A 22348-nucleotide genomic window follows, 5' to 3' on the forward strand; every position below is an offset into this window, starting at 1 on the left:
GCCCGGGGCGGCGGGGGCGGGACGAGTGTTTTGGGCGACCCCGTCCGGCGCGCGCCTCGCCGCGCCGACCGTCAGGCCGTGGTCACTTCGTCCGGACCGGCAGACCGGCCGGGCCCGCACCCTTCAGCGAGGCCGTCACCGTACGGTGGCTGAGCCACAGATAGCAGCGGACGCCCCGGTCACCGACCTTCCAGCGCCCCGCGCCAGGCGGCCGGACCACCACCCCGCTGCGGACGCGCAGCTCGGTGTCGTTCGGGACGCCCACGTACCGGGCGAGGACGCTGCGACAACCCGTGTAGAGCGGCAACCAGTCGGCGTCCCGGCTCGGGTACGCCCGGTCCGGTGCACGCCACACCCCGACGAACTCGGCGTCGTGCTGTTTGCCGCACTCCACCGGGGTCAGCGTCTGCACGCCCCGGCCGTCACCGGTGCGGGTCTGCTGGCAGCCGAGGCGCAGCCCGGTGGACCCCTTCAACGCGTCCCGCAGGCTGCCCGACCGGACCACGACGGTGGCCGCCGCCTCGACAGTGGTCAACTCGGTGAGGTCGCAGCGGAACCACCGGGAACCCGCCGCCCAGCCCGGCCCGTTGGGCAGCGCCACGGACAGTCGCAGCCGGCCCGCCCGCCAGTCGTCACCCACGTAGCCGGTCGCCCGGGTGTCGCACTCGGCGAACGCCCCCCGCAACTCCGGCGAACCACCCGCCGGTGCGGTCGTCCGCTCGGCCGGGAACGCCCCGACATGCACCGTCTCCAGTCGGTGCGGCCCGGCGCAGTCCACCGGCTCGTAGCTGGCCAGGCTGACCAGATCGGTGAAGTCGGTGGCGTGACACACACCGGCGGCTGGGGTGAACGCCGACGGTGCCGGCAGCGCCGCCCAGTCGTCGGTCAGATCACCATCCAGGCCGCCGGACCCGGCACAGCCCACCAGCAGCGCCGCCGTGGCAACAGCGGCGAACAGGGTCGTCATGGCACGGCGCATCGCGGCCTCCCCCAGCCACCGACCGGCTTCCGCCAGCGTGCCCAGGGTAACCGGAAATGACCTTCTGGTGACAGACCGGAATCGTGGTACGCGGGATCAGACTCCGGACACGGCCAGCGGGCTGGGCACCGGGTTCCCGGCCGTGCCGGGCGCCGCCGCCGCCGGGTCGGCACCCAACTCGATCACCCGGTTGTCGGTGTCGACGTGCACCACCCGTGGCCGGTAGGACCGGGCCTCGGCGTCGTCCATCTGCCCGTACGAGATCAGGATGACCAGGTCGCCGGGGTGCACCAGGTGTGCGGCGGCGCCGTTGATGCCGATCACGCCGCTGCCCCGCTCGCCCGGGATCACGTACGTCTCCAGGCGGGCGCCATTGGTGATGTCCACGATCGCCACCTGCTCGCCGGGGAGCAGGTCGGCGGCGTCGAGCAGATCCTCGTCCACAGTCACCGAACCGACGTAGTGCAGGTCGGCCTGGGTCACAGTGGCCCGGTGGATCTTCGACTTGAGCATGGTCCGCAACATCGGGGTGGCCTTTCGCGGGATTGGTGGAGGGAGGTGCGGCCGGGTCAGGGGCGCGGGGCGAGGTGGATCGCCGCGTTGTCGATCAACCGGGTGACGCCCACCCAGGCGGCGATGACCAGCCGGGCCGGCCCGGACACCGGCCCCGGTTCCAACTCGGGATCGGTGAGCACCAGGTAGTCGAGGCGGGCACCGGGCGTACCGGCGCCGAACGCGGCGTGCGCGGCGGTCAGCACCGCCCCCGCGTCCAGGCCGTCGTCGGCGGCCCGCGCACCGGCCCGCAGCGCGGCGGACAGGCTCAGCGCGGCCGCCCGCTCCGGCTCGCTCAGGTAACGGTTGCGGCTGGAGAGCGCCAGCCCGTCCGGCTCCCGGACAGTCGGCACGCCGACCACCTCGACCGGCACGTCCAGGTCGCGGGCCATCCGCCGGACCAGGGTGAGCTGCTGGTAGTCCTTCTCGCCGAAGAACGCCAGGTCCGGCCGGGTGAGCTGGAGCAGCTTCAGCACCACTGTCAGTACGCCGTGGAAGAAGCCGGGGCGGCTCGCCCCCTCCAACTCGGCGCCGAGCGGACCCGGATCGAGGCGTACGCGGGGCTGACCGTCCGGGTACATGTCCGCCACCGACGGGGCGAAGACCAGATCCGCGCCCGCCCGCCGGCACACCTCCAGGTCGGCGTCGAGGGTGCGCGGGTAGCGGTCGAAGTCCTCGTTCGGCCCGAACTGCAACGGGTTCACGAAGATCGTCACCAGCACGTGGTCGGCCTGTTCCCGGGCCGCGCGCAGCAACGTCTCGTGCCCGGAGTGCAGGGCGCCCATGGTCATCACCACCCCGACCGTGCCCTTCAGCCCGGTCCGAGCCTCGGCCAACTCCGCGCGCGTGTGCACCAACTGGGTCACAGCGACACCTCGGTTCGCGACTGCGGGGCTCGCAAGATCGGCTCACTCCTCACGCTCACAGCGACACCTCGGTTCGCGACTGCGGGGCTCGCAAGATCGGCTCACTCCTCACGCTCACGCAGCCACCTCCCGACCGCTGTCGGCCAGCACGCCGAGCAGCGACTGTGCGTCCACCGGCCGCAGCCGGCCGGCGGCGATCGCCCGGTCGGCGGTACGACGGGCCAGCGCCAGGTACGCGGGGACGGACTCCGGTGCGGTGGCCGCCAACCGGGCCAGGTGCCGCTGCACGGTGCCCGCGTCGCCACGGGAGACCGGGCCGGTCAACGCGTCGTCGCCGAGCCGCAACGCGTTCTCCAGGGCGGCCCGCAGCAGCGGGGCGAGCACCTTCTCCGGCCGGGACACCCCGGCGTCCCGCAACCGGTCGGTCGCCTCGTTGACCAGGGTCACCAGGTGGTTAGCGCCGTGGGCCAGCGCGGCGTGGTAGAGCGGGCGATCCGACTCGGCCACCCACTCGGGCACGCCACCGAGGTCGGCGACCAGCCGGGCAGCCAGCGGGCGCAACTCCGCCGGTGCGGTCACCCCGTACGAGATGCCGTCCAGCCGGGCCAGGTCGTCCGGCGTACCGGTGAAGGTCATCGCGGGGTGCAGGGCGAGCGGCCGGGCGCCGGCCGCCACGGCCGGCCCCAGCACGGCCAGGCCGTGCGCTCCGGAGGTGTGCGCGACGATCTGGCCCGGATGCAGCGCGCCCCGCTCCGCGAGGTCGGTCACCACACCGGCCAGGGTGTCGTCCGGCACGGCGATCAGCAGCAGGTCGGCGGCGGCGTGGGCCACGGCGGCGACCGGGCGGCGGGGCACCTCGGGGAGGAGCAGGGCGAGGCGGGCGCGGCTGGCGCCGGAGCTGCCGGAGACGGCGACCACCCGGTGCCCGGCGGCGGCGAGCGCGGCACCGAGCACGGTGCCGACCCGACCGGCGCCAACGACACCGACGGTGAGCAGACGGGAGGTGGCGCGGGCGCCGGGAACGGCGCGATCCCACGAGGCGGCAGGCCCGTGCGGGGCGGCCGGACGCGGGCGCAACGGTGCGCTCATGACGACGATCCAGTCCTCGAGAAGGGGTACCGGTCGATCGCAAGTATGCGCCCGGCCCGCCGAACCGGGACAAGCATGTGTGAAAACCTTCACCACCGACGAGACGGCTCGTCAGGGTCGCCCGCGGTCAGGGCGTTGGGGCCGACGTGATGGCGCGCAACTCGGCGGCCACCTCCGCGATCAGGTCGCTGAGCGGCGCGTCGCTGTCGGGCGCGACCCAGCGGGCGTACGCGACCCGGAAGACAGTGACACCGGACTCGGTGGCCAGGGTGGCCGTGGTCTCATCGAGGCCGCGGGCCCGCAGGGCGGCGGTGACGGCGGCCGCCAGTGAGCCCGTCTTGCGCAGTTCGCGCTCCTGTAGTTCCGGGCTGCTCTCGATGATGACCTGCCGCGCCCGGACCAGCTCGAGACGATCCGCGAAGAGTTCCTCCGCCACCCGGCGGAAGGCGGCGACGACCGCCTCGAAGGGACCTGTGTCGGATTCGGTCACCGCCCGGACCAGGACCTCCTCCACGCGCCCGCTGCCGCTGAAGAGCGCCTCACGCTTGTCCCCGAAGAGCCGGTAGAAGGTGCGTTTGTCGAGGCCGGCACGGGCGGCGATGTCGGCGACGGTGGTCTGTTCGAAGCCGCGCTCGCGGAACAACTCGAAGGCGGCCGCCTCCAGGCGGCCGCGCGCGTCCGGTTGCCAGCGGGCCATGCGGCGATGGTATCCGACGTCACACTGCGACATTAATTCCGTCTGCATGTCGCAGTGTGACATCGCGCGAGGTACGGTGATGTCGCAAGGTGACATTAGCACTCACGAAGGAACCACAATGCGCGTATTCGTCACGGGCGCGTCCGGCCATCTCGGCTCCGCAGTCGTCCCGGAACTGCTCTCCGCCGGGCACGAGGTCGTCGGCCTCGCCCGCTCCGACACGTCCGCCGCCGCCATCGAGAAGCTCGGCGCCCAGGCACACCGCGGGGACCTGTCCGACCTCGACGTACTTCGGGAAGAGGCGGCCGCCGCCGACGGAGTGATCCATCTGGCGTTCCGCCACGACCTCATGGTCGACGGCGACCTGGCCGGCGCCGCCACTGTTGACCTGGACGCCCTCACCGCACTCGCCGACGGCCTGGCCGGCTCCGGCAAGCCGCTGGTCGGCACCGGCGGGACGGCCATGCTCGCGATGGGCGGCATCGTCGGTCGCCCCGGCACCGAACGCGACACCTTCCCGGGCGGCGGCTACCGGATCGACGCGGAGAACTTCGTGGCCGGCCTCGCCTCCCGCGGTGTGCGCTCCTCCGTCGTCCGGCTCGCGCCCACTGTGCACAGCTCACTCGACCGCTACGGCTTCATCACCGCCATCATCGCCGCGGCCCGGCGGAAGGGGTACGCCGCGTACGTCGGCGAGGGCACCAACCGATGGCCGGCCGTCCACACGCTCGACGCCGCCGAGCTCTACCGACTCGCCCTCGAAAAGGCCCCAACCGGTACGCGTCTGCACGGCGCCGCCGACGAAGGCGTCCCCTTCCGGCAGATCGCGGCAGCCATCGGCGACAACCTCGGCATCCCGGTCCGGAGCATCAGCCCCGCCGAGGCCGACGACCACTTCGGCTTTCTCGGGTCGTTCGTACAGATGGACAACCCGACGTCGTCGGCCATCACCCGCGAACTGCTGGGCTGGACCCCGGCCCACCCCGGCCTGATCGCCGACCTGCACGAAGGGCACTACTTCCGGGCCTGAAACACGAACGGCGGCCCTGACCGTAGGGTCGGCACGGTGACCCACGCGCAACGCGGAACGCACTGATGCCGATCCTGTGGCGGAACGCGATGGCCAGCGCCCTCTACGGGCCAGGCGGCTTCTTCGTCGCCGACACCGGGCCAGCCGACCACTTCCGCACCAGCGTGCACGCCTCCCCAGCCTTCGCCACCGCGCTCCTGCGGCTGATCTCAGAGGTCGACACGGCCCTTGGACACCCTCCCCGTCTCGATGTCGTCGACGTGGGCGCGGGGCGGGGGGAGCTGCTGAGGTCACTCGCCGGGCTCGCTGTGGGGGTTTCCGGGGAGCCCACCCGCTCCGGGCGGTCAGGCTTGATCCCTCCGCGGGCGGGCTCCCCGGAAACCCTGACGTCCACGGCCTCCGCCCGTCGGTCGCCGGACGAGCCGTCGTTGGTCACCGCCCGTCCGTCTCTCGCGGAACGAATCCGCTTCACAGCAGTCGAGTACGCCCACCGCCCCGAAAGCCTGCCCGAAGAGATCGACTGGACGTCCGAGATCCCCGCCGGAATCACCGGAGTGCTGCTGGCCACCGAGTGGCTCGACAACGTCCCGCTGGACGTGGCAGTACACACCGAAGACGGCTGGCGATATGTGCTGGTCGACCCCCATACCGGTGCCGAATCAGTTGGTGGGCCGGTCAGCGCCGATGATCTCGACTGGCTCACCACCTGGTGGCCCAGCCCTGCGAGCCCGCTCAGTACGGACGGTGACCCGAGTCTGGGGGTGGCTTGGACGGACGCGACCAGCGAAGGCGAGTCGGGTTTCGGGGCAGCCCGGCCGGCGGAGGGATCAAGCCTGACCGCCCGGAGCCGGCCGGGCTGCCCCGAAACCCCCCACAGCGACCACAGACGAGCCGAGATCGGCCGAAGCAGAGACGAAGCCTGGGCACACGCGGTGGGGAAGATCAGCCGAGGCCTCGCAGTAGCCGTCGACTACGGGCACCTGCGGGAGAGCAGGCCGGTCGACGGGACGTTGACCGGGTACCGGGGTGGGCGGCAGGTCCCTCCGGTGCCCGACGGGTCGAGTGACGTGACCGCGCACGTGGCCATGGACTCGGTCGCCTCCGCCGGCGCGGCGGTCGCCCGGTGCGCGTACTCCCTGGTCCTGCAGCGGGAGGCGCTGCGGGCGCTCGGGGCCGACGGCGGCCGACCGCCGCTCAGCCTGGCCGGCACCGACCCGGTCGGCTACGTGCGGGCGCTGGCCGCCGCGTCGGCGGTGGCCGAACTCACCGACCCGGCCGGGCTCGGCGGGCACTGGTGGTTGCGCCAGCCGGTCGGCATCCCGCTCGGGCCGGCCGTGGCACGATGACGGGCATGACCACCGACGCCGGGGACCTCCGTGAACTGACCGTCGGCACCGGGGCCGGGCTGATCGCCGGCACCGGTGATCAGCAGCTCGGCACCGACATGGTGCTGAACATCGGCCCCCAGCACCCCTCCACCCACGGTGTGCTGCGGTTGAAGCTGGTGCTCGACGGTGAGCGGGTGGTCGCCTGCGAACCGATCGTCGGTTACATGCACCGGGGCGCGGAGAAACTCTTCGAGGTACGCGACTACCGGCAGATCATCGTGCTGGCGAACCGGCACGACTGGCTCTCGGCGTTCTCCAACGAGCTGGGTGTGGTGCTCGCTGTGGAACGCCTGATGGGCATGGAGGTGCCGGAGCGGGCCACCTGGCTGCGGATGGCCCTCGCGGAGCTGAACCGGGTGCTCAACCACCTGATGTTCCTCGGCTCGTACCCGTTGGAGATCGGGGCGATCACGCCGATCTTCTACGCCTTCCGGGAACGCGAGACCATCCAGGCGGTGATGGAGGAGGTCTCCGGCGGCCGGATCCACTACATGTTCAACAGGGTGGGTGGCCTCAAGGAGGAGGTGCCGTACGGGTGGACCGGGCGGGCCCGCGCTGCCATCGGCGAGGTACGCCGGCGACTGCCCGACCTGGACCACCTGATCCGGCGTAACGACATCTTCCTGGCCCGCACCGTCGGCGTGGGCGTGCTCTCCGCCGCGGACGCCGCCGCGTTCGGCGCGTCCGGGCCGGTGGCCCGGGCATCCGGGCTCGACCTGGACCTGCGCCGCGACGACCCCTACCTGGCCTACGACGAGCTGGACGTGCCGGTGGTCACCAAGACCGCAGGCGACTGCCACGCCCGTTTCGAGGTGCTGCTCGACCAGGTGTACGCGTCGCTGGACCTTGCCGAGCAGTGCCTCGACCGGGTGGACCGGCTGACCGGGCCGATCAACACCCGGCTGCCGAAGGTGTTGAAGGCGCCGGAGGGGCACACGTACGCCTGGACGGAGAACCCGCTCGGCATCAACGGCTACTACCTGGTGTCACGGGGCGAGAAGACGCCGTGGCGGTTGAAGCTGCGCACCGCCTCGTACGCGAACGTGCAGGCGTTGGCCACCCTGCTCCCCGGCTGCCTGGTCCCGGATCTGATCGCGATCCTCGGCTCGATGTTCTTCGTGGTCGGCGACATCGACAAGTGACAGGGGCCGCCTGACCGGTCACCGCCAGCGGTCGGCGGGCGGCGCGCCGCCGGCACGCGGTACGTCGTCCTGAGGCGGGTAGCCGTAGCGCTCGTCGACCCGCCGCCGGCCGGTCCGCTCCGGCTCGGGTTCCGCCTGGTGGCCGCGTTGTCGCGGCGGGCGCCACTCGTCCGGCACCGGCACACCGCCCACCGGCAGCGCGGGCAGTCCCGGCTCGGCCCGCCGGCCGCCGTCGCGGTCGTGGCGGCGCGCCGGCTCGTCCCGGGGGTACGACTCCCGCTCCTCGTAACGGCCGGCGTCCTCGTAGCGGCCGGCGTCCTCATGACGACGCGGCTCCTCGTACCGGCCGGCGTCCTCGGGACGGCGCGGCTCCTCGTGGCGGACGGCGGCCCAGCGGTCGGCCACCCGGTACTCGGTGCCGGTGGCGTCGGCGTGCACCTCGGCCCGGCGTTCGCCGACCCGCAACTCGCGGCCGTTCTCGTCGTCGCGGACGGCGGCCCAACGGTCACCGGCCCGCAGCTGCGACCAGTACTCGCCGGTGTCGTCGGCCCGCAGCGGCGGCCCGGGTTGCGGTGCGGCGGCCGCCGCCCGGTCGTGCTGCTCCGACCAGCCCTGATCGTCCGGGCTGTCCCAGGACTCCGCCGCCGGCCGCTCCGGGGTGCGGTGCGACCGGGCCGCCGGGGCGGGCTCGTCGCGCTGGGCGTACCCGTCGCGCCGGTCGGTCCACTCCGGTTCGTCGCGGCGGCCCGTCCAGCCCGGCTCGTCGCCGTACCCGGCCCTGGGGCGCTCGTCCGGCTCGCTCCTCGCCCTGCCGGCCGGGCGGGGGTGCTCGTCCGCGTCGCCGCCCCGGGTCCACTCCTGCGCGGGTGGGGTCCACTGGCCGGCGTACCCGCCGCCGTAGCGCCCGGCCGGCTCGGCCGGGCCGCCGTCGACAACTGTGTGCCGGGTGGTGACGTGCACCGTCTCGGTGTGTCGGACCACGCCACCCGGCCGGTGTGCGGCCTCGGGGCGGTCGTGTTCCCGGGGGCGGGCTGAGCCGTACGCGGTGGCGGCCGGCCGTTCCCCGCCGTACATCCCGGCGGCGGCCGGCGGCTCGGGGGCCTCCCGTGCGTACGCCGGTTCGTCGTCGTCCGGGTGCTCGGGGCGCCCCCATCGGTGCGCGTCGTCGGGCCCGGACACCCGGGCGCGGCCGGCCGGCGCGTCAGCCTGGACCCGGCTACGGGCCAGCGGCGCGTCGTCCACCGGCGGCTCGACGGCAGCCACCCGGGCCCGCCCGGCACCTGCCGGCTCGACAGCGGGGGCGGCACCGGCGAGGGCGGCACCGCTGGCGTCGAGGCGGCGGCGTACCGCGGCGATCCCCTCCTGGGCCCGTTGCGCCTGGTCGAGAGCGTGGTTACCGCGCTGGGCGGCGGCCACTATCTCGCTACGCAGCTCCCGGCGCAGTTCCTCGATCTCGTCCTGCAACTCGTCGGCGCGCACCGAGTCGCCCTCGCCGTCGGGCCGCAGCGCGATGGAGAGGCCGATCAGCACCACCGCGAGGATGGCGAGCACCGCGGCGAAGCGCAGCGGGCCGTTGCCGTCGGCCACCAGCAGGATCAGCGCCGCCACTGGCGCGAGAGCGACGCCCGCCCAGAAGAGCACGGTCAGCAGCGGTGGTTGACGCCGGGCTTCAGAGGTGGCCGGGGCTGGCATGGATGTGCAGCCTACCCACGACAACCATCGGAGGGAACGGGGTCCCCGGGACGCACGGACGCCCCCGCCCGGTCGGGGCGGGGGCGTCCTCAGCTTGTGCGGAGAGTGCTCAGCTGGTGGCGAATGCGCCATCCGAGGAGAAGATCAGGCCCACGCTGATCGACCCGTCGCGCAGGCCACTCTTGGTCAGCGGCCCACCCTGGTCCAGCGAGGAGAACTTGCCGACCGACAGCCCGTACGTCTTCTCCAGGCCCGGCTTGCAGAACGGACGCTGCTCGCACTCCGGCGGGCCACCCAGCACTGTCGCGCTGCCGGAGCACTTCGCCGCCAGCTCGGAGAGGGTCCGCACGCCGTACTTGTCGGCGAAGGCCTGGGTCACCGCGAAGGCGTTCTGGTCCTGCGCGGCGGCCGGGGTGCCGAAGGTGAGGCCGGCCTTGTCGCCCTCGGCCTTGAGCGCGGTCACCGTCGTGTTGATGTCCGGCGAGGAGATCGGCTGGGCGTTCTGGCCGTTGGCCTTGGTGTTGAGGAACTCGGCCATGGTCGCCGCGTACTCCGGGACGACCTGGATCTCGCCCTTCTCCAGAGCCGGCGCGTAGAGCTCCCGGTTGCCGATCTGCTGGACCTTGACCTGGTAGCCGGCGGCGGTGAGCGCGATCCGGTACAGCTCGCCCAGGATCTGGCTCTCGGCGAAGTTGCCGGCGCCCACGGTGATGTCGCCGCCCGGGCCCTTGGCGATGCCCGCGGTGAGGTTGTTCGCGCTGGCGAACTCCTCGGCTGCCACCTTGGCGGTCTTGCGGTCCTCGTTGACGGCCTTGTTGAGCTGGATCAGCTTCGGGGTGTCGAGCGCGGCGGAGACCTTGTCCAGTGCGGCGATCAGCTGCGGATTCGCCGCCTTGGTGTTGACCGCGGGGATGACGTTGTCGGAGTTCTGGAGCTTCTTGTCGTCCTGCAGAGCGATGAGCTGCTGACCGGCGACCGGGGCGCACCCGGCGCCGGAGGCGCTCGTCTGGGGTGCGTCGGTGCCGGACGAACCGGCGTCACCGCAGCCGGTGAGGAGCGCTGCCCCGGCGACGGCGCTGACCGCCCCGATCGCCAGACGTGTACGTGCGCGCATGTGCCCGCCTTCCGTGTCCCGGCGCGGCCCGTCCCGGGCCGGCCGCGTGTCCGACGGGCGATCCTGACTGTCGGTCGCCCGCGAATGTCCACCCAACATGCTCCGGAACCGACCGACAACTTGGGATGGACTTCGTCACCCCATCGTCACCGATTGGACGGGGTTGGGTCGCCAGGTCGACGCCGGCTCACCCGGACGGGTCAGGCGCTCCCGGTGGCGTCGGCGGCCCGTGGCCGCCCGAGGCGCTGCCGTCCGCGCCGCAGCGGTTTGGGGGTGACCAGCCGTTCGACGCCGCCGAGGACCACCTCGGCCAGCAGCGCGAGCCCGGCCACCAGCACACCGCCGGCGACGATCTGCCCGCCGCCGGCCGCGATACCGATTCCGAAGCCGGTCCGGATGATCTGGCCCAGGCCGCCGCCGTTGACGAAGGACGCCAGCGCCGCGGTCGCGATCACCTGGACCGCCGCGGTCCGGAAGCCGGCCGCCAGATAGGGCACCGCGAGCGGCAGCTCCACCCGGCGCAGCAGCTGCGCGCCGGACAGACCCATTCCCCGGGCCGCGTCGCGGGCCTCCGGGTCCACCTGCCGCACCCCTGTGTACGCGTTGGCCAGCAGCGGCGGCACGGCGAAGACGGCCAGTGCCACCACCACCGGCGTCTTCCCGAAGCCGCTGGCGAAGGCCACCGGCAGGATGGTCAGCAGCGCCAGGGTGGGGATGGCCAGGGTCGCGTTGGAGATCAGCACCACGAGGCCACCGCCTCGGCCGAGGTGCCCCAGCCAGAGCCCGAGCGGCCAGGCCACCAGGCAGCCGAGAGCCACCGCCAGGGCCGAGATCGTCAGGTGCTCACCGAGCCGGTCCAGCATGCCGCCGGGGTTCGTCCAGTTCAGCGGGTCGTTGATCCAGGTGATCGCCTGGCCGATCGGGTTCGCCGCGACGGTCACCGCGCCCTCCGGGTGGACCAGGGGGTCACCAGTCGGGCGACCAGGATGAGCAGCAGGTCGAGCACGACCGCGAGAGCCACGCAGAGCAGCGCGGCAGTCATGATCTCGGCCTTGTAGAGGTTGTTCTGGAAGCCCGCGAAGATCAACTGCCCGAGCCCGCCGTGCCCGACCAGCACCCCGACCGTGACCAACGCCACCGTGGAGACGGTCGCCAGCCGTACGCCGGTCACGATGCCCGGCAGCGCCAGCGGCAGGTCGATCCGGAACAGACGCCGCCACCGGCCGTAACCCATGCCCTCGGCGGCCTCGCGAACCTCCGGAGGCACCTGGTTGAGACCGGCCACCACGTTGCGCACGATCAGCAGCAGCGCGTAGAGGACCAGCCCGACCAGCACCGTGGTCGCCCCGGTGCCCAGGTAGGGAGCGATGAAGGCGAAGAGCGCCAACGACGGGATGGTGTAGACCACACCACTGACGGCGAGGATCGGACCGGCGAGCGGACGGACCCAGTACGCCAGCACCGACAACGGCAGGGCGATCAACACCGCGATCAACACCGCGCGCCCGGTGAGGGAGGCGTGTTCGCGCACCGCGGCGAGGATCGTGTCAGAGTTGTCCCGCACGTACTGCCAGGAGAACCAGGGGTTACCCGGGTCGGCCCGGTAGCTCAGGCGGAAGGACATACGTGGACGTTACCCCGGAGGCTGCCGGCGTGGCCCAATCCCCTCGCGCGGCGTCGATCTCCCTGCAGGGCATCCAGAAGCGCTACCCGAACGGCACCGAAGCTGTCCGGGACCTCAGCCTGGATGTCCGGGCCGGCGAGCTGGTGGTGCTGATCGGCCCGTCCGGCTGCGGCAAGTCGACAGTGCTGCGGATGATCAACCGCCTGATCGAGCCGACCGCCGGCCGCATCACGCTCGGCGACGAGGACGTCACTGATGGCGACCCGGTGCAACTACGCCGTCGAATCGGGTACGTGATCCAGAACGTCGGTCTCTTTCCACACCAGACGGTGCGGACCAACGTGGCCACAGTGCCGGGACTGCTCCGCTGGCCCAAGGCCCAGACCCGGGCCCGGGTCGACGAACTGCTCGACCTGGTCGGGCTGGACCCGGCCGAGTTCGGCGGTCGCTACCCGCACGAGCTGTCGGGTGGCCAACGGCAGCGGGTCGGGGTGGCCCGCGCGCTCGCCGCCGACCCGGTGGTGCTGCTGATGGATGAGCCGTTCTCGGCCGTCGACCCGATCGTCCGCGCCCGCCTCCAGGAGGAGTTCCTGCGCCTGCAGGCCGAGGTGCGCAAGACGATCGTGCTGGTCACCCACGACCTCGACGAGGCGGTCCGACTCGGTGACCGGATCGCTGTGCTCTCCGAGGGCGGGCACCTGGAGCAGTACGACACCCCTGCCGCGCTGCTCGGCGCACCCGCCACCCCGTTCGTACGCGAGTTCGTCGGCGCCGACCGGGGCATCCGCCGGCTGGCGGTCACCCCACTCGACCGGGAGACGCTGGAGCCGGTGCCCGCGGACACCGCACCGGATCTGCCCACCGTCGCGGTGGACGGCTCCGCGTACGACGCGCTGGCGGTCCTGCTCACCTCGGGTCGGGACCGGCTCCTCGTGACCGACGCCGGCCGGCCGGTGGGTACGTTGAGCCGACAGCGCCTCCTCGACCTCGGCCGCCCGACCAGCTGACCCGGCCCGGTCGGGTCGGGCACGCCCATCGCGCCCGGCCCGCACCGGTCGGGTCAGGCGCGACCGCCGAGGCTGGCGATGCCGATGATCCACCCGGTGAGGAAGCCGTAACCGGCGCCGGTGCTGGCGTCCTGCAGTGCCCCCAGCAGCGACGGTGCCGGGCCGAGCAGCGCCGCCAGCACGGCGGCCAACCCGCCGGCCAGCACGTACGCGGCCCAGCCGGAGAAGAACTGGCTCACCGGGCCGGGCACCCGGGCGACCTGGGCGGCGGGCAGCAGGTAGAGCAGGGCCACCGCGAGGACCACCAGCAGCACCGCCCGCAGGTCGGCGGCGAACAGCCCGCCGTCCTGCCCGTCCGCGTCCAGCCGCCAGGCCGGCCAGGCGAGCAGGCGCGCGTAGAAGGCGCCGGCCGACTCCGGGTCGGTCAGGGTGCCGGCCCAGCGGGTGTACGCCGGACTGCCGCAGATGCCGACCAGCAGCAACACGGCGAGCGCGCCGGTCCCGGCGGCCGTGCCGTAGCGGCTGACCGGGCCGGAGCGGTGGATGAGCGACGCGATCCGCCCAGGCCCCGAACCGGTGGCTCGGGCCCACCTGAGCTGCCCCGAGCGGCTCAGTGCTTCATCAGGTAGTCGATGAAGGCGGCCCGCAGCAGCGGCGCCGACTCCTCATAGCCGTGACCGGTCAGCTCCCGCCACAGCGCGTTGGCCTCGTCGATCGTCGGACCGATCGAGTTCGGGGCGCCGTCCAGCACCGTGGCCTCGTCCGCGTTCGGCAGGTGGCGCAGCACCGACCAGTAGAAGCCCACGTCCCGACGCTCCCGGGCCCGGGCGAACGCCCGCTCCCGCAGCTCGTCGGTGGACAGCGCGTCAAGCTCCTCGAACGAGGTTCCGCCCGGGGTGGCGGCAGGTGTGTCGGTCATGTCGCCGAGCCTAACGGTCGAGATCAGCTCCGGCTCGGCGGACGCGACGCGGCTCACCGCTCATCGGTGTCCCACCGCCGCGGGCTGTCCTCCCACCGCGGATCCCGCCACGGGTCCACCGGTTGGGGTGCGGCCTGGGTCGGCAGCGTGGGAGGCCAGTTGTCGACTGACTGCGGCTGCGGCGTGGTCCAGCCCGAGCTGATCGTGCCGTCGCTGACCGGCTCGATCCGCTCGGGGCCGCCCGCTCGGGGCCGCCCGAGTGTCTCGACCAGCCGGGTCGCCAGCAGCCCGACGCCGAACGCCACCCCGCCGACCACCCAGTTGCTCAACGTCCACCCGCGCTCTGGCGCGTACACCTGGAAGACGGTGACCAGGCCGACCGCCAGCAGCGTGCCGAACACGCCGCCCCGGCGACCGTACGCGCTGGTACCGGCGAGCAACGCCACGCCGATCGCCAGCACCGTCCAGTCCAGCCCCGAGGTGGGCGCCACCGGCCCGGGATCGTTGGCGGCGAGCAGCACGCCGGCGAGAGCGGCCAGCACCGTGGAGACGACAAGCGCGACGGCGGTCACCACGGCGGCCACCGCGCCCCGCCGACCGGCCGGGTCCGCGATCGGTCGGTACCGGCCGACGAGCCGACGGATCGCCCGGACCGCGCCGAACAACCCGCCGAGGACCGCCACCGCGGCGAAGCCGGCGAACAGGTAACCGGCGCTGCTGGTCGGGTCGTAGTCGCCCTGCACCAGCACCGGCGCCGAACGGCGTTCGATGAACACCACCACGGCGGCGGCGCCGGCCAGGCTGGCGGCCCAACCCGGCACGTGCAGCACCACCACGGCCAACGCCAGCGCGAGCCCACCGACCGCGGCGACCGCCACGGCCGGGCCGATCGACTCCGGCAGACCCCGGTCACCCTGCTCGGCGTAGTGCAGGGCGGCTGCCACCGCGATCGGGCCGACGGCCAGGTTCGGCGCCGCCGTACGCAGGCTCAGCCCGGCGGCCAGGACGAGCAACCCCAACCCGACCGCGTCGATCAGCAGCGTGCGCAGGTTGCCGTCGCGCACGGCGCCCGGATCCTCCTGCCAGAGCAGCCAGCTCACGACCACCAGCCCGGCCAGCAGCAGCAGCTCCCACCACAGGTGCACGCCGATCCGGTCCCGACCGGGCTCGCCGTGGGTGGGGTCGTCGAAGACGTTCTCCAGTACGGCGGCCGGCACCCCCGACGAGGATTCGGCCGACCGGTCCCGGCCCGCTTCTTCGTACCCCATGACGCCGCCTCCCCAGTGGCCGGCCGTCCCCAGTCCGGCGCGCGGACGGACCCTGGGCGGCCCTTGCTCTCCGATCGCAGGCACCGTACCCGCGCCCGCAGCTGGGCGTAACCCCCTGCTCAGCGCTGGCCGGGGCGGCTCTCCCGTGGGTCCTGCTCGCGCTCGTCGTCAGGGCGTTCCGGCACCCGGCAGGAGCGCTCGAGCCAGAGCGCTGCACCGACCAGGGCCAGCGAGGCGAGCAGGCCTCCGCCAGCGGCCGGTCGATCGTCCAGGGCGGCACGGGTGGTCTCCACGAAGAGCCAGCCGGTGAGCCCCGCGTAGAAGCCCGCGAAGATCGCCGCAGCCAACGCCGACGCCTTGGCCAGCACCACGAAGCGAGCGACCAACAGCGGGTTGACCGGGTCCCGGCCGGGCTTGCGCTCGATCCGGCCCCGGGTGTTGATCGCGGCGTACGCCTCCAGCACGGCGAGCCCGGCCAGCGTCACCACCGGCAGCCAGGGCAGCCGGGGAATGCCGCTGTAGTAGAGGGTGCTGATCAGCAGCCAGGCCACCGCCGCCGCACCCAGGCCGGCCACGACCAGGGTCGAGATCCGGGTGGGGCCCATTCGGGACCCGTCCGGGCCCGACCCGCGGGGTGGGGGCTTCGCCTGCGTCATGCCGGCCGGTTCCGCTCGGTCATGCCGTCGACTCTAACGCCAACTCCGGCCGGGGACGCAGTTCCAACGCCTCGTCCGCCGCGGGGCCGGTGGTCAGCAGGTCGGTCAGCCAGCCGTGACCGGGCAGCCGACCGTACGGCTGGATGTCGATCCACGGGCGCAGCACGAAGGCGCGCAGGTGCGCCCGGGGGTGCGGCAGGGTCAGCTCCGGATCGTCGCTGAGCACCGGCTCGTCGTCGTCGCCCCAGACGGCGATCACGTCCACGTCGAGGGTGCGCGGCCCGAACCGCCGCTGCGGGTCACGGGCCCGGCCGGCCGCGCGTTCCGCGTCGCGGGCCCGCTCCAGCCAGTCGCGCGGGGTCGCGCTCTCGTCCTGGGCGAGCACCACCGCGTTGAGGTACGCCGGCTGGTCGGTGTCGCCCCACGGTGGAGTCTCGTACACCCCGGAGAGCACCAGCACCGCGTCGCCGAGGGTGGCGACGGCAGTGCGCAGGTGCTCCAGCCGGTCGCCCAGGTTGCTGCCGAGCGACAGGACCGCCCGGGTCACCGGGTACGCGCCCGGGTCATGGTGACGGCCACGTCGGTGAAGGTGTGCGGCACCGGAGCCTCCGGCTTGTGCACTGTGATCGTCGCGGTGTCGACCCGAACGTCTGCCAGGCAGACCGCGATGAGCCGGTCGGCGAGGGTCTCGATCAGGTTGACCGGCTCGCCGGTCACCACCGCGACCAGGCGTTCGGCCAGTTCGCCGTAGTGCACGGTGGCGGCGACGTCGTCGCTGGCGGCGGCCGGGCCGAGGTCCAACTCCAGGACGGCGTCGACCACGAAGTCCTGCCCCTGTACGCGTTCGAAGTCGTACACCCCGTGCCGGCCGCGCGCCCGCAGGCCGGTCAGCTCGATCCGGTCCGTCGTCATCGCCGTACCCCCTGCTCGTGATCGTGGTGCGCTCGGTTCCTGTCGTTCGGCGGCACGGCGAGGCGCGGGCGGCCGGTCGCGGCCCAGACGGCGAGCGCGTCGGCGGTGGCCCGCACGTCGTGCACACGTACGCCCCAGGCGCCGGCCGCGACCGCCAGCACGCTGGTGGCCACTGTCGCCGCCTCCCGTTGGGCCGTCGGTCGCGGCGTGCCGTCCGCATCGGCCAGCAACCTGCCGAGGTACGACTTGCGGCTGGCCCCGAAGAGCAGCGGGTAGCCGAGATCCAGCAGCTCCGGCAGGCGGGCGCTGAGCTCCCAGTTGTGCGCGGCCGTCTTGGCGAAGCCCAGCCCGGGGTCGACGATGAGGCGGTCGGGGGCCACCCCGGCGGCCAGCGCCGCGTCGATCCGTTGGGCCAACTCGGCCCGGACCTCGGCCACCACGTCGGTGTAGGTGGCCAGCTCGCGCATCCCCCGGGAGTGCCCGCGCCAGTGCATCAGCACCCACGGGCAGTGCGCGTCGCGGACCACGCGGGCCATGTCCGGGTCGGCCAGGCCACCGGAGACGTCGTTGACCACCGCCGCACCGGCGGCCAGGGCGGCCTCCGCCACCCGGGCGCGGCTGGTGTCGACGCTGACCGTCACGCCGGCGGCGGTCAGCTCGCGGATGACCGGCAACACCCGCTCCGCCTCGGTCGCGGCGTCGATCCGCTCGGCGCCCGGGCGGGTCGACTCGCCGCCGATGTCGACCAGGTGCGCACCGGCGTCGCGCAGACGGACGCCGTGTCCGACGGCGGCGTCCAGGTCGGCGTACCGTCCGCCGTCGGAGAAGGAGTCCGGTGTGACGTTGAGGACGCCCATCACCACCGGGCCCGAAGCCCGCACCAGATCGGTCACGACTAGACGGTACCGGTCGCGGCAGCGGCGCCCAGCGACCCGGGTCGGCCCCGCACCACTGCCCCTGACGTGCCGATTCGAACAGGTGTACGATCGGTCATCCGGGCAGTATCGGGCAGCCCCTTCGCGGCTTGTCGCAATCCGGGGCGGCCCGTACGCTTTGGAATTGGCCAGCATCGAGATGGCGAAGCTTGGAGGGAGGGCCGAAGCGGGGGAAAACCGCCCAAACCTCGCCACCCTCCGTGGTGAGTAACGAACACAGGGTCAAGAACGCCATGCCCTGTGGAGCACTTTTCCCGCCAGGCTTGCCTATTGCACCGCCGCGGCACCGCCGGCCGCGCTATGGGGAGGTTCCAGTGATCGCCTTCGAGCTCATGGAGACGGCGTCGTCCGGCGTCGCCCACGCGCTCTCCACCCTGGCGTCGGCTCCACTCGCGGAGCCGGCACCGAAGGGGATCGACACCAACAGTGTCGTCACCTTCTTCGCCAGCAAGATCGCGCCGATCCTGCTCGCCGTCCTCGGCGTCATCTTCATCGGCCGAGCCAGCCGAGGCGAGATCTCCAAGGTGCTGACCAGCTCCGCGATCGCCATCGTCGGGCTCGCCTTCATCGCCGGCGCGGCAACACTCTTCTTCGTCGGCGATTACCTGATCGACCTGATCTTCGAATAGGCGCGTTCACCAGATGCGGCTACGCACCGACGACGACATCTACCGGGCCCGCCTGGTCTACCTCGGGCCGCCCGGTTACACCCTTCCGGTCCACCTGCCCTACGCCCAGTACGGGCTCTTCATGCTGCTGGTCCCCCTCTACATGTTCATCCACTGGCTGTTCACGTTGACGGTCGAGCTCTTCCCAGCCTGGGAGATCGCGCTCGCCATCGTGACCACGTCGTTCATCTTCCGGCACGTCGACCCCGATCGGCCGGCGCGGGTGGTCATCCGCACCGCGCTGACCGACTGGCGACGCACCCGGGAGCCGGCGATCGAGCAGCGCGATCCGCGCCTGGTCGGCAGCCGGATCAGGATTCGGGAGGAGCTGGCATGACCGGACGTACGTCGAACGGTCCGTCGCAGGACGCGGGCAAGGGTCTGCCGACGGTCACCGAGGCGATCGCATGAGCCGCTCCTCCACGCCGGGTTCCCCGGCCGGCCGGCCGGGCGCGCCGGCCGGTCACCGTGCGCACTCATTCGACTACACCGAAGACGAAGATGAGGTCGCCCTCGACCCCGCGCTTGTGACGTCGCCCGGCCACGGTGCCGTCGGCGTGTTCCAGGCGCCCCGGCCGGTTTCCCGCCGGACGCCACCGGCCGAGCCCACCGCCGTGTCGGCCGGCGAGAACGCCGACATCGACTCCCCCTTCCTGGACCTCTTCGGCGGCGGGGGGCGACCCGGCACGGCCCGAGCCGTCACGGCCGGCCCGAGCACCCGCGAGCAGCCGGCGATCCCGCATCAGCCGCCGCCCACCGCCAGCCCGGCACCCGCCCGCGCGGTTCCCGAGTTGGAGCCACCGTGGACGCCCGCCGACCAGCCCGGCAGCGGTGGCCGACCCGTCGAGCCACGGCACGGCGGCGGCCACCCGCCCACCGAGTCCCGGGTGCCGCACCAGGCCGGTGATCGACGGCCGATGCTCCGTCCACCGGACGAGCCCGACCCGTCCACCGGCCGCGGCTCGTCGGCGACGAGCACCGGCACCGCCGGCCGGGCAGCCGGCACGCTGCCGAGCAGCCGACCCACCGCCACGCCGGCAGCTCAGCCGGCCCGGCCCACGGCACCGGTCGAGCAGCCGGCGAGCATCACCGCATCGGATCGGCCAGCCCTGGAGCGCACGGCGCACCGGCCCACCGACCCGGATCGGTCCAAGCCCACCGGCAGGGAAGTCGCCCCGTCCCGCCAACGCGCCGCGAGCCGATCGGACCGACCGGTCAAGCCGACCCGGGTTCGCGCTCCGAAGATCAAATTCGGGGATCGGGATCCGTCAGTCGAGTTGGCCATCACCGAGATCGCCGGTCACCTGACCTTCACACCGAACACCGTCACCGCCTGGTACTGGCTGCCCGAGGTCCGCTGGGCGTTCCGACCGGACGCCGAACGCGAGGCGCTGCTGTCGGCGATCTCCGAGCAGTACGCCGGCCTGGCCGGCTTCCGACTGCACCTGCGCCGCACCACCCGGCCGTTCCCCGCCGACGAGTGGGCGCGCACCATCGACACGCACACCTCGGCACCGCTGCCCGACGTACCCGGCACCACCGGCTGGGCCGATCACCTGGTCGCCGCCCAACGGCACCTGATGGCGGTCAACCACGCCGAGGGGCAGACCTACCTGGGTGTCACCTTCGCCCGCCGCTCCCTCGGCGACTCGCTCACCGAGCGGGTGCTGCGCACCTTCGGCCGGGGCACCGCCGATGGTGAACGCCGCAAGCTGGGCCGCACCGTGGAGCAGTTCGACGAGGTGCTCGGCGCGTTCGGCATGCGCGGCCGGCGGGTCACCGCCCAGGAGCTGGAGTGGCTGCTCTACCGCTCCGTGGCGCTGTGCATGTCGCCGCCGAGCACCCTCTCCCCGGTCACCGACGGGCGGTGGGAGCGAGGCGACCTGCTCGCCATGACCGAGCAGGTCGAGCGCTACCGCACCCCGTACGGCTCGACGGTCAAGCTGGTCAATCGGATGACCGGCGAGGAACGGCACGTCGCAGTCCTCGCGGTCGGCCGGATGGAGCCGCTGGAGATCCCGGAACGGCACGAGCCGTGGCTGCACTTCCACGAGCGGCTGCCCTGGCCGATGGAAATCTCCACCCGGGTCGACATCCTCGGTTCAGGCGACTCCTTCCGTAATCTCGAACACCGACTGCGGATGATCCGCTCGCAGCAGCTCGACTACGCCGAGCACGGCATCGACGCGCCCCCGGAGCTGGAACGACTGGCCAAGCGCGCACTGGTGATCGGCGACGAGATGACCACCGGGCTGCCTGTCGACTCGGCCCGTGCGCACGGCTGGCACCGGATCGCGGTCGGCGGCCGGACCAGAGAGGAATGCCTGGAGCGGGCCCGCCGGCTCATCCAGCTCTACTCCCGGGAACTGCGCATCTCGCTACAGCACCCGAAAAACCAGGACTGGCTGGCCCGCGAGTTCATCCCCGGCGAGCCGATCGCCAACACCGGCTACGTCCGCCGCATGCCGGTGCCGTTGCTCGCCGCCGCGCTCCCCCAGGCCGCATCGAACGTGGGCGACCGGCGGGGCGACCTGATCGGCCGAACCGCCGGAACCTGCCGCCGCCCGGTCTTCCTCGACCTGCACTTCCCGATGGAGGTCCGGGAACGCTCCGGGCTCGCGGTCTTCGTCGCCGAACCGGGTGGTGGCAAGTCGACACTGCTCGGCGCCCTGGGCTACCTGGCCGCCCGTCGAGGTGTCCAGGTGACCCTGCTCGACCCGTCCGGCCCGCTGGCCCGCCTCTGCGCGATGCCCGAGCTGCGGCCGTACTCACGGGTGTTGAACCTGACCGGCTCGGAGCACGGCACCCTGGCGCCCTACTCGCTCATCCCGACGCCGCTGCGCTCCGAGTTCGGCACCGGGGCCGCCGGTGACCGGGAGTTCGAGATCGCCGTCTCAAACGCCCGAGCCGAGCGGCGGATGCTGGTCCAGGACATCTGCATGATGCTCGTCCCGCCGCAGGTGGCCAGGGAGGCGTCGACCGCCACGCTCTTCCGGCACGCCGTCCGCCAGGTCCCCGCCGAGGAAACCTCCACGCTGGACGACGTGGTGAGCTGCCTCGGGCGGCTCGACGACGACGCCGGCAAGGAACTGGCAAACCTCCTGCTGGACACCGCCGAGATGCCACTGGCCATGCTCTTCTTCGGCCGACCGCCGGAGGGGCTACTCGGCGCCGACGCGGCCCTCACCGTCATCACCATGGCCGGGCTACGGTTGCCCGACCTCAAGATCGAACGGGAGTACTGGTCAGCCGAGGAGGCCCTGGCCCTGCCGATGCTGCACACCGCGCACCGGCTCGCCGTCCGGCGCTGCTACGGCGGCTCGATGTCGTCGCGCAAACTCGTCGGCCTCGACGAAGCGCACTTCATGGAGGGCTGGCGGTCCGGCCGATCCTTCCTGGTCCGCCTCGCCCGCGACTCCCGCAAGTGGAACCTGGCCGCGCTTGTCGCCTCGCAGAACCCCAAGGACATCCTCGGCCTCGACGTGCAGAACCTCGTCTCCACCGTCTTCGTCGGCCGCATCGCCGAGGACGCCGAGATCGCCTCCGAAGCCCTGCGGCTGCTGCGAGTGCCGGTCAACGACGGATACGAGGCCACGCTCGCCTCCCTCTCCGCCGCCGACACCAGCTCGTCCAGCCGGCTCGGCTTCCGCGAGTTCGTGATGCGCGACGTCGACGGGCGGGTGCAGAAGGTCCGCGTCGACGTCTCGTACGTCGAAGGACTGCTGGACCACCTCGACACGACGCCCGCCGCGATCGCCGCGGCGGCCGGAGTCCTGCCGAGCATCCCCCTGCCGGATCTGGAGGCGTGAC

The 22348-nt window shown here is 72.8% G+C and carries 23 protein-coding genes; 7 read left to right on the forward strand and 16 right to left on the reverse strand.

The genetic code is table 11. The features are described 5' to 3' along the window. Nucleotides 1–82: 82 nt before the first annotated feature. The 5 genes from IW249_RS07565 to IW249_RS07585 form a co-directional block, all read right to left on the reverse strand. Nucleotides 83–979, reverse strand: a complete 897-nt coding sequence (locus IW249_RS07565; protein WP_196920094.1) for a septum formation family protein — start codon at nucleotides 977–979, stop codon at nucleotides 83–85. 96 nt (nucleotides 980–1075) lie between these two features. Continuing rightward, entirely contained in the window at nucleotides 1076–1504 is a 429-nt protein-coding gene (panD, locus tag IW249_RS07570; RefSeq protein ID WP_196920095.1) for an aspartate 1-decarboxylase, read from the reverse strand. 44 nt (nucleotides 1505–1548) lie between these two features. Further along, nucleotides 1549–2397, reverse strand: coding sequence for a pantoate--beta-alanine ligase (gene panC, locus IW249_RS07575; protein ID WP_196920096.1), 849 nt, complete (start codon nucleotides 2395–2397; stop codon nucleotides 1549–1551). Nucleotides 2398–2511: 114 nt separating this feature from the next. Further along, nucleotides 2512–3486 carry a Rossmann-like and DUF2520 domain-containing protein gene (locus IW249_RS07580; RefSeq protein ID WP_196920097.1) on the reverse strand — a complete coding sequence of 325 codons (975 nt, stop codon included), beginning with the start codon at nucleotides 3484–3486 and terminating at the stop codon, nucleotides 2512–2514. Nucleotides 3487–3613: 127 nt separating this feature from the next. Next, complete coding sequence (locus IW249_RS07585) at nucleotides 3614–4183, reverse strand: TetR family transcriptional regulator (protein ID WP_196920098.1); 570 nt, start codon at nucleotides 4181–4183, stop codon at nucleotides 3614–3616. 118 nt (nucleotides 4184–4301) lie between these two features. Between IW249_RS07585 and IW249_RS07590 the strand changes: the two genes are divergently transcribed. From IW249_RS07590 to IW249_RS07605, 3 genes are all read left to right on the forward strand, one after another. After that, nucleotides 4302–5213 carry an SDR family oxidoreductase gene (locus tag IW249_RS07590; RefSeq protein WP_196920099.1) on the forward strand — a complete coding sequence of 304 codons (912 nt, stop codon included), beginning with the start codon at nucleotides 4302–4304 and terminating at the stop codon, nucleotides 5211–5213. Between the two features lie 65 nt (nucleotides 5214–5278). After that, nucleotides 5279–6559, forward strand: a complete 1281-nt coding sequence (locus IW249_RS07600; protein WP_231392443.1) for an SAM-dependent methyltransferase — start codon at nucleotides 5279–5281, stop codon at nucleotides 6557–6559. After that, the gene (locus IW249_RS07605) at nucleotides 6556–7743 is read left to right on the forward strand and encodes an NADH-quinone oxidoreductase subunit D (RefSeq protein ID WP_196920100.1); all 1188 of its coding nucleotides are present in this window, start codon (nucleotides 6556–6558) and stop codon (nucleotides 7741–7743) included. The genes IW249_RS07600 and IW249_RS07605 overlap by 4 nt, the downstream gene beginning before the upstream one ends. Before the next feature lie 18 nt (nucleotides 7744–7761). Here the strand turns inward: IW249_RS07605 and IW249_RS07610 are convergent, their stop codons facing one another. From IW249_RS07610 to IW249_RS07625, 4 genes are all read right to left on the reverse strand, one after another. Next, nucleotides 7762–9435, reverse strand: a complete 1674-nt coding sequence (locus IW249_RS07610) for a hypothetical protein (RefSeq protein ID WP_196920101.1) — start codon at nucleotides 9433–9435, stop codon at nucleotides 7762–7764. 109 nt (nucleotides 9436–9544) lie between these two features. Continuing rightward, nucleotides 9545–10549 carry a glycine betaine ABC transporter substrate-binding protein gene (locus tag IW249_RS07615; RefSeq protein ID WP_196920102.1) on the reverse strand — a complete coding sequence of 335 codons (1005 nt, stop codon included), beginning with the start codon at nucleotides 10547–10549 and terminating at the stop codon, nucleotides 9545–9547. A 200-nt stretch (nucleotides 10550–10749) separates the two neighbouring features. After that, a complete protein-coding gene (locus IW249_RS07620; protein WP_196920103.1) occupies nucleotides 10750–11490 on the reverse strand; it encodes an ABC transporter permease in 741 nt (246 codons plus the stop codon). Further along, on the reverse strand, nucleotides 11487–12173 hold the full coding sequence (locus IW249_RS07625; RefSeq protein WP_091403225.1) for an ABC transporter permease: 687 nt from the start codon (nucleotides 12171–12173) through the stop codon (nucleotides 11487–11489). Before IW249_RS07625 ends, IW249_RS07620 begins: the two co-directional genes overlap by 4 nt. 2 nt (nucleotides 12174–12175) lie before the next feature. On the opposite strand from IW249_RS07625, the gene IW249_RS07630 reads away from it, so the two are divergent. Further along, entirely contained in the window at nucleotides 12176–13180 is a 1005-nt protein-coding gene (locus tag IW249_RS07630; RefSeq protein WP_372432943.1) for an ABC transporter ATP-binding protein, read from the forward strand. Nucleotides 13181–13233: 53 nt separating this feature from the next. On the opposite strand, the gene IW249_RS07635 is transcribed toward IW249_RS07630, so the two are convergent. From IW249_RS07635 to folP, 7 genes are all read right to left on the reverse strand, one after another. Next, a complete protein-coding gene (locus IW249_RS07635) occupies nucleotides 13234–13665 on the reverse strand; it encodes a hypothetical protein (protein ID WP_372432944.1) in 432 nt (143 codons plus the stop codon). 125 nt (nucleotides 13666–13790) lie between these two features. Next, the gene (locus IW249_RS07640) at nucleotides 13791–14099 is read right to left on the reverse strand and encodes a hypothetical protein (RefSeq protein WP_196920105.1); all 309 of its coding nucleotides are present in this window, start codon (nucleotides 14097–14099) and stop codon (nucleotides 13791–13793) included. 53 nt (nucleotides 14100–14152) lie between these two features. Then, a complete protein-coding gene (locus IW249_RS07645) occupies nucleotides 14153–15367 on the reverse strand; it encodes an ABC transporter permease (protein ID WP_196920106.1) in 1215 nt (404 codons plus the stop codon). A gap of 119 nt (nucleotides 15368–15486) precedes the next feature. Further along, nucleotides 15487–16023, reverse strand: coding sequence for a DUF3180 domain-containing protein (locus tag IW249_RS07650; protein ID WP_196920107.1), 537 nt, complete (start codon nucleotides 16021–16023; stop codon nucleotides 15487–15489). A gap of 19 nt (nucleotides 16024–16042) precedes the next feature. Further along, nucleotides 16043–16570 (reverse strand): 2-amino-4-hydroxy-6-hydroxymethyldihydropteridine diphosphokinase, encoded by a 528-nt coding sequence (gene folK / locus IW249_RS07655; RefSeq protein WP_196920108.1) that lies wholly within the window; start codon nucleotides 16568–16570, stop codon nucleotides 16043–16045. Further along, complete coding sequence (folB, locus tag IW249_RS07660; RefSeq protein WP_196920109.1) at nucleotides 16567–16935, reverse strand: dihydroneopterin aldolase; 369 nt, start codon at nucleotides 16933–16935, stop codon at nucleotides 16567–16569. The genes folK and folB overlap by 4 nt, the downstream gene beginning before the upstream one ends. Beyond that, the gene (gene folP / locus IW249_RS07665) at nucleotides 16932–17828 is read right to left on the reverse strand and encodes a dihydropteroate synthase (protein ID WP_196920110.1); all 897 of its coding nucleotides are present in this window, start codon (nucleotides 17826–17828) and stop codon (nucleotides 16932–16934) included. The genes folB and folP overlap by 4 nt, the downstream gene beginning before the upstream one ends. A gap of 356 nt (nucleotides 17829–18184) precedes the next feature. Between folP and IW249_RS07670 the strand changes: the two genes are divergently transcribed. From IW249_RS07670 to IW249_RS07680, 3 genes are all read left to right on the forward strand, one after another. After that, nucleotides 18185–18499, forward strand: a complete 315-nt coding sequence (locus IW249_RS07670) for a hypothetical protein (protein ID WP_030327982.1) — start codon at nucleotides 18185–18187, stop codon at nucleotides 18497–18499. Between the two features lie 13 nt (nucleotides 18500–18512). Beyond that, a complete protein-coding gene (locus tag IW249_RS07675; RefSeq protein WP_007466101.1) occupies nucleotides 18513–18875 on the forward strand; it encodes a hypothetical protein in 363 nt (120 codons plus the stop codon). A gap of 70 nt (nucleotides 18876–18945) precedes the next feature. Then, a complete protein-coding gene (locus IW249_RS07680; RefSeq protein WP_196920111.1) occupies nucleotides 18946–22347 on the forward strand; it encodes an ATP-binding protein in 3402 nt (1133 codons plus the stop codon). The last annotated feature ends 1 nt before the right edge of the window (nucleotide 22348 follow it).

It is taken from the genome of Micromonospora vinacea (assembly GCF_015751785.1).
In the GTDB taxonomy this organism is placed as follows: domain Bacteria; phylum Actinomycetota; class Actinomycetes; order Mycobacteriales; family Micromonosporaceae; genus Micromonospora; species Micromonospora vinacea.